The following is a 5,264-nucleotide window of genomic DNA, read 5'->3' as shown; positions in this document are numbered from 1 at the left end:
GGAACTGAGCCTGTGCCTGGACCTGTCCGGCAACGACACCGGCGGCGGCACACTCCAGTTCACCGGCGAGGGCGAAGGGTCCTGCCTGACCGCGTCCGCCCGCATCGACGGCACCATCGTCTGGGACGGTGCGCCCGTCCCGCCCACCAGCACGGTCCGGTTCACCGTCGCACTGGCCCCCCTGGGACAGTCCGCCGTCATCTCCAACGCACGCGTCACCAGCGGTCTGTTCGCCGGGGACACCATCGTCTACACCGTGGCCAATGTCGCCTCCAACCTCCCCTCCTGTCTCACCCCCACCGGGAACACCGCCTTCGGCATCACCGGAACCGTCGAGTTCGTCCACCTCTGACACCCGCTCCCACCAGCCCGCAACCCGGCCCCCGACCCACCCCTGCGCCCTGACGGGACGGGTGACACCCTCACCCCTCCCGCCGGCGCCTCCGGCATCCGCAGCCGCACGCCCCGGGCATCTGGTCCGGCCCTCTTGCCGCATCCCCGTGGGGGCTGCTCCTCGCGTTCGAACCCGGCCCCGGGACGACGATCGACGAGGCCGTGATCATCTGGTGCACGACGCACATCGCCGCCCTGGACGTCGCCCGACTCGGCCTGGCCGGGCACGACGCGCCCGAGGAGCAACCCGCCGCCATCGCCGGCCCGGGGCCGGCACGCACCGTCTCCGCACCTCAGGACAGTGCCACCGGCAGCCTCTCGATCCCCCACATGAAGTTGGACCGCAGCCGTTCCACCGTGCCCACGATGTCCATCTCGGTCACCTTCTCCGCGAGAACCTGGAGCAGTACCTTCAACTCGACCCTCGCCAGGGGCGCTCCGAGACAGAAGTGCGGGCCGATGCCGAAGGTGACGTGGCGGCTGCCCGTGCGGGAGAGGAGGAAGCGGTCGGGGTGGGGGAAGACCGTCTCGTCGCGGTTGACCGAGGAGTTCCAGATGGTGACTGCGTCGCCCGCCTTCACCTGCTGGTCGCCGACCTGGACGTCCTTCTTCGCGATGCGCATCACGTGCAGGGCGGGGCTGGTGTACCGCAGGACCTCGTCCACCGCTGTCTCGATGTCGACGGTCCCCTGCTTCAGCCGCTGCCATTCGGCGGGGTTCTCGATGAGCGCCTTCAGGCCGGCCGAGGACGCATGGCGGGTCGTCTCGTTGGCGCCGGTGAGCAGGCCGTCGCAGTTGAGCAGGACCTCCTCGTCGGTGAGGGCGCGGCCGTCCAGCTCGCCCTGGATCAAGGCGCTGACGACGTCGTCGCCGGGGGCGTGCCGACGCTGGGCGACCAGTTCCGTGTAGTAGAGGAAGATCTCCGCATGGGCCTCGGTCTTCGTCATCTCCGCACCCGCCAGGGGGCACTTGGACGTCCCGGGCTGTCCCACGGATGCGCCGAAGGCCTTGCTCGTGAGGTCGGTCATCATCGCGCGTTCCGACTGCGGGATGTTCATGATGTCGCAGATGATCGCGGCGGGGAGGACGGCCGCGATCTCGCTGACGAAGTCGATGCTGTCCTTGGTGAGCGCGACGTCGATCAGCGGTTCGATGACGCGGCGCATGCTCGCCTCCAGTGTCGACACCACCCGGGGTACGAACGCCGAGTTCATCAGCTGCCGCAGGCGCGGGTGGACGGGTGGATCGGTGACGATGAGCATCTTCCCCGCCGCCGCCCGCACGGCGCCGGGGTCGGAGTCGACGCGCATCCCGAGCTCGGAGGTGAAAGCGTCCGTGTCGCGGTAGACCTGGAGCGCGGGTGCGTACGACATGACAGCCCAGAAGCCGGGTCCCGGGGGGTGTGCGTTCCAGTAGACGGGGGACGTGGCGCGCAGTTCGGCCCAGATCGCGACCGGGTCGCCGGACGCGTACAGGTCCGGGTCCGCCACGTCGACAGCCGTGGTGTCGGGCACGGTTCTCAGGTGTCCTTCCGTACGGCGAAGGCCTCATGGATCTCGGTTCCCCGCAGGAGTTCGTCCTGCGCCAGCGTGACCGTGAAGCCATGGCTCTCAAGCAGGGAGGTGAAGTCCTTCAGCGCCCCTGCCAGGTCGTGGACTTCGGCGACGACCTGTTTGACCTTCGGCCAGTCCGGCTCGTCCAGTCCGCGAAGGACCTGGAGTTCGCTCTTCTCGACGTCCACCTTGAGCAGGTCGATGGCTGTGATGCCGCGCTCGGCGATCACTTGGGAGAGCGTGCGCACCTCGCACTCGATCTCGGCGGCCTCGTGGCGTCCTTCGAGCATGTCGTCCACGTCCTCCTCCTCGAAGCCGCTGCGCATGAGGAAGCCCCGGGTCAGGGCGGCATCCGCTGCCGGGTCGGCGTGGAAGCCGGACATGACCGTGGATTCGCGGTAGTACGTCATGCGCGCGGTGCCCGAGTGGTCCGACAGCGCGCACTGTGTCGCGGTCGCACGGATGCCATGGGTCCCGATATTCGCGGTCAGGGCCGAGAACGGGACGGGTGCCGGCTCGAACGCGTGGAACACGAGGCCGGGGCACTCCGTGTGGAAGAAGAGGGCCGACATGCCGATGTTGGCGCCCACATCGAACACCGTGTCCCCGGGCGTCAGCCGGATGCCGTGTTGCATGTAGCAGCGCTCGGCGAAGATGTCACGGTAGAGCAGGGCCGTCTCGCCTGTGTTGACGTGGGTGACGGTGAGGCCGTTGGGGAGTGTCATCCGCTGCATGGGGTCATGCCCTCAGACCTGGCCGGTGGCCCGGGCGGCGTCGAGTGCCTGGCGCAGGCTGAGCGGACGCATGTCGGTCCAGTGCTCGTCGACGTATGCGGTGCACTCCTCCTCGGTGCCGGTGAATCCGGCTTCCCGCCAGCCGCCCGGAGCGGGGCGGTCGGCGGGGAACAGTCCGTACTGCTCCTCATCGTTGATCAGGACGGTCCAGGCAGTGATCGCGGTGGTGGCGTCGTCGCTCATGTCTTCTCCGTGTGGATGTGTGTGGGGTGTGCGGTGTCAGATTCCGGTGAGAGCCTCGGCGAGGCGGCGGACGGTGGGGTGGCGGTAGATCAGGCGGACGGCTCCGTCGGTGAGGCCCCCCTCGCGCATCCGCGTCATGACGCGGATCGCCAGCAGGGAGTTCCCGCCGACGAGGAAGAAGTTGTCGTCGGGGGCGACGGGAGCGCCGAGGACGTCCCGCCAGATGCGGGAAATCCGTGACTGGAGGGTTTCGCCGTCCGGGTCCGCGGTCTCAGCCGTCCTCGTCCCGGCCCGCTCCGGCGCCGGAGCCGGTACGGGCGTCGGGAGTCCGCTCGGGTCGAGCTTTCCGTTCCCGGTGAGCGGCAGGTCGTCGAGTACGGTGATGGTGCTGGGCAGCATGTAGTCGGGCAGGACCTGGGCGAGCCGGGCGCGCAGCGCGGCCGGGCGCGGGTCGGCTCCGGCCACGTATGCGTCGAGGTGGGCGTCGTGTGCCTCGCCGCGCCGGTTCATGACGACGGCGGCGGCACGCACCTCCGGTATCTCCAGCAGCCGCCCTCGGATCTCGCCGAGTTCGATGCGGTAGCCGCGCACCTTGACCTGTCCGTCGAGCCGGCCGAGGTGCTCGACCGTGCCGTCGTGCAGCATGCGGCCCCGGTCGCCGCTGCGGTAGAGGCGGGTCCCGGCGGCCGTCTCCTGATCGTCGGGGCGGAAACGCTGTGCGGTCAGGCCCGGCCTGCGATGGTAGCCGCGGGCCAGTCCCACGCCGCCGACGTGGATCTCGCCGGGAACTCCGGCGGGCAGCGGACGGCCCCGCTCGTCCAGGATGTGCAGGCTCCAGCCGGGCAGGGGCCTGCCGACGGACCGGGTGCCGGCGAGCGCGTCGCGCCGGGCGAGTGTGTGCCAGGTGCAGTGCACGGTGGTCTCGGTGATGCCGTACAGGTTGACCGCCCGGCACTCGCGCTCCGGGTGGGCGTCGAACCAAGGGAGCAGGATCCGGGCGTCCAGCGGTTCGCCGCCGAGGATCAGCAGACGGACGGCGAGCTGTGCGGCGTCCGGCCCCTCGGTCGACAGGAGCTGTGTGAACGCGGACGGTGTCTGGCTGAGGACCGTGACGCCTTCATGGTGCAGCAGACTCCTGAACTCCTGGGGTGCGCGGGCGGCTTCGTGCGGTACGACGACGAGCCGGCCGCCGGTCGCCAGGCAGCCCCAGATCTCCCACACGGAGAAGTCGAAGGCGTACGAGTGGAAGAACGTCCACACGTCGTCCGGCACGAGCCCGAACTCGCCCCGGCCCGCTGTGAGCAGCGCGGCGAAAGCGCGGTGCTCGACGACCACCCCCTTGGGGCGGCCGGTGGAGCCGGAGGTGTAGATCACATACGCCGGGTCGTCCGGCCGGGCGGTCGGCGTCGTGGGAGCGCGGGCTGCCCGTGTCCCCGGGGGAGCCGGTGGCACGAGGGTCGGGCAGCCGGCGGGCGCGAGGGCGGTGTCGCGGGTCACGAGCAGGGACACCTGGGAGTCCTCGACCAGGTAGCGCAGCCGCTCCTGGGGCGAGGCCGGGTCCATCGGGACGTACGCGGCACCGGATTTGAGGACGCCCAGCAGTGTGGCGACGAGCTCGGGGCCACGCGGCAGGCTGACGCCGACGAGGTGGCCGGGGCCCGTGCCTTTCGCGATGAGGGCAGCGGCTATCCCCTGGGCCCAGTCGTCGAGCCGGCCGTAACTCGTGTTCTCGCCGCCGCAGGTGACGGCGACGGCGTGGGGACGCAGCGCGGCCTGCTCTTCGACGAGCGCGTGGATGGTGGTGCGCGGAGCGGTCGGCTGCTCCTGCGCGGCGGGCTGAGGACGGTCGGGGAACTCGGCGATCTCGGCGATCTCGTCGAGGAGGGCGGTCACGGCTTCCCGGGCGAACAGGTCCGCCCGGTAGGCGCAGCTGAGGGTGGGTCCGGACGCGCCGTGGTCCAGGACGAGGACCAGGGGCGCGTGCGCGGAGCCGTACGGGCGGGACAGCCGGGCGAATCCGGCGGTTCGCAGCAGGTCGTCGCCGGCCCGTGGAACGGGCAGCACGAGCTCCGCGAGCGGGCCGCCGGATGCCCGTGGGCCGGCCTCTCCGGACCGCCCGGCACGGGCCGGGGCACGGTGGCCGCGCCCGCCGTCACCGTCACCGCCACCGGCACCGCGGCGCGGGTTCGCCGCGTCCGTCCTCCGCGCGGACGACGAGACGGACTCATCCGCCGCTGCACCCGCCGCCACATCCGTCGCCGGATCCGGGGCCCGTTCCCAGCTGTCGTTCGCCTCCGCCGCCGGTGGCGCGATGTCCGAGAGCCCATCAGGCGCCGCCGAC

5 protein-coding genes are annotated in these 5,264 nt (G+C 71.0%); 1 reads left to right on the top strand and 4 read right to left on the bottom strand.

Annotated elements, in window-relative coordinates; translation table 11 throughout:
- Positions 1-352, top strand: a 352-nt coding sequence (locus FF041_RS37795; protein WP_194291990.1) for a hypothetical protein, incomplete at its 5' end; no start/stop codon positions are given.
- A 334-nt stretch (positions 353-686) separates the two neighbouring features.
- On the opposite strand, the gene FF041_RS11080 is transcribed toward FF041_RS37795, so the two are convergent.
- From FF041_RS11080 to FF041_RS11065, 4 genes are all read right to left on the bottom strand, one after another.
- Positions 687-1,907: a cytochrome P450 gene (locus tag FF041_RS11080; protein ID WP_323391663.1), complete on the bottom strand. Its 1,221-nt coding sequence runs from the start codon at positions 1,905-1,907 to the stop codon at positions 687-689.
- 5 nt (positions 1,908-1,912) lie between these two features.
- A complete protein-coding gene (locus FF041_RS11075) occupies positions 1,913-2,671 on the bottom strand; it encodes an FkbM family methyltransferase (protein ID WP_228388151.1) in 759 nt (252 codons plus the stop codon).
- A gap of 21 nt (positions 2,672-2,692) precedes the next feature.
- Positions 2,693-2,923, bottom strand: coding sequence for an MbtH family protein (locus FF041_RS11070; RefSeq protein ID WP_153522546.1), 231 nt, complete (start codon positions 2,921-2,923; stop codon positions 2,693-2,695).
- 36 nt (positions 2,924-2,959) lie between these two features.
- Positions 2,960-5,264, bottom strand: a 2,305-nt coding sequence (locus tag FF041_RS11065) for an amino acid adenylation domain-containing protein (protein WP_228388150.1), incomplete at its 5' end; no start/stop codon positions are given.

Source organism: Streptomyces jumonjinensis (assembly GCF_009600885.1).
GTDB classification, from domain to species: domain Bacteria; phylum Actinomycetota; class Actinomycetes; order Streptomycetales; family Streptomycetaceae; genus Streptomyces; species Streptomyces jumonjinensis.
Note: the sequence above shows the minus strand (reverse complement) of the source record. Positions and strands in the feature narration are given on the sequence as shown.

Coding starts and splice junctions, on each gene's coding strand:
- FF041_RS11070 (WP_153522546.1), bottom strand. CDS start 2,923: ATGAGCGACGACGCCACCACCGCGATCACTGCCTGGACCGTCCTGATC.
- FF041_RS11075 (WP_228388151.1), bottom strand. CDS start 2,671: ATGACACTCCCCAACGGCCTCACCGTCACCCACGTCAACACAGGCGAG.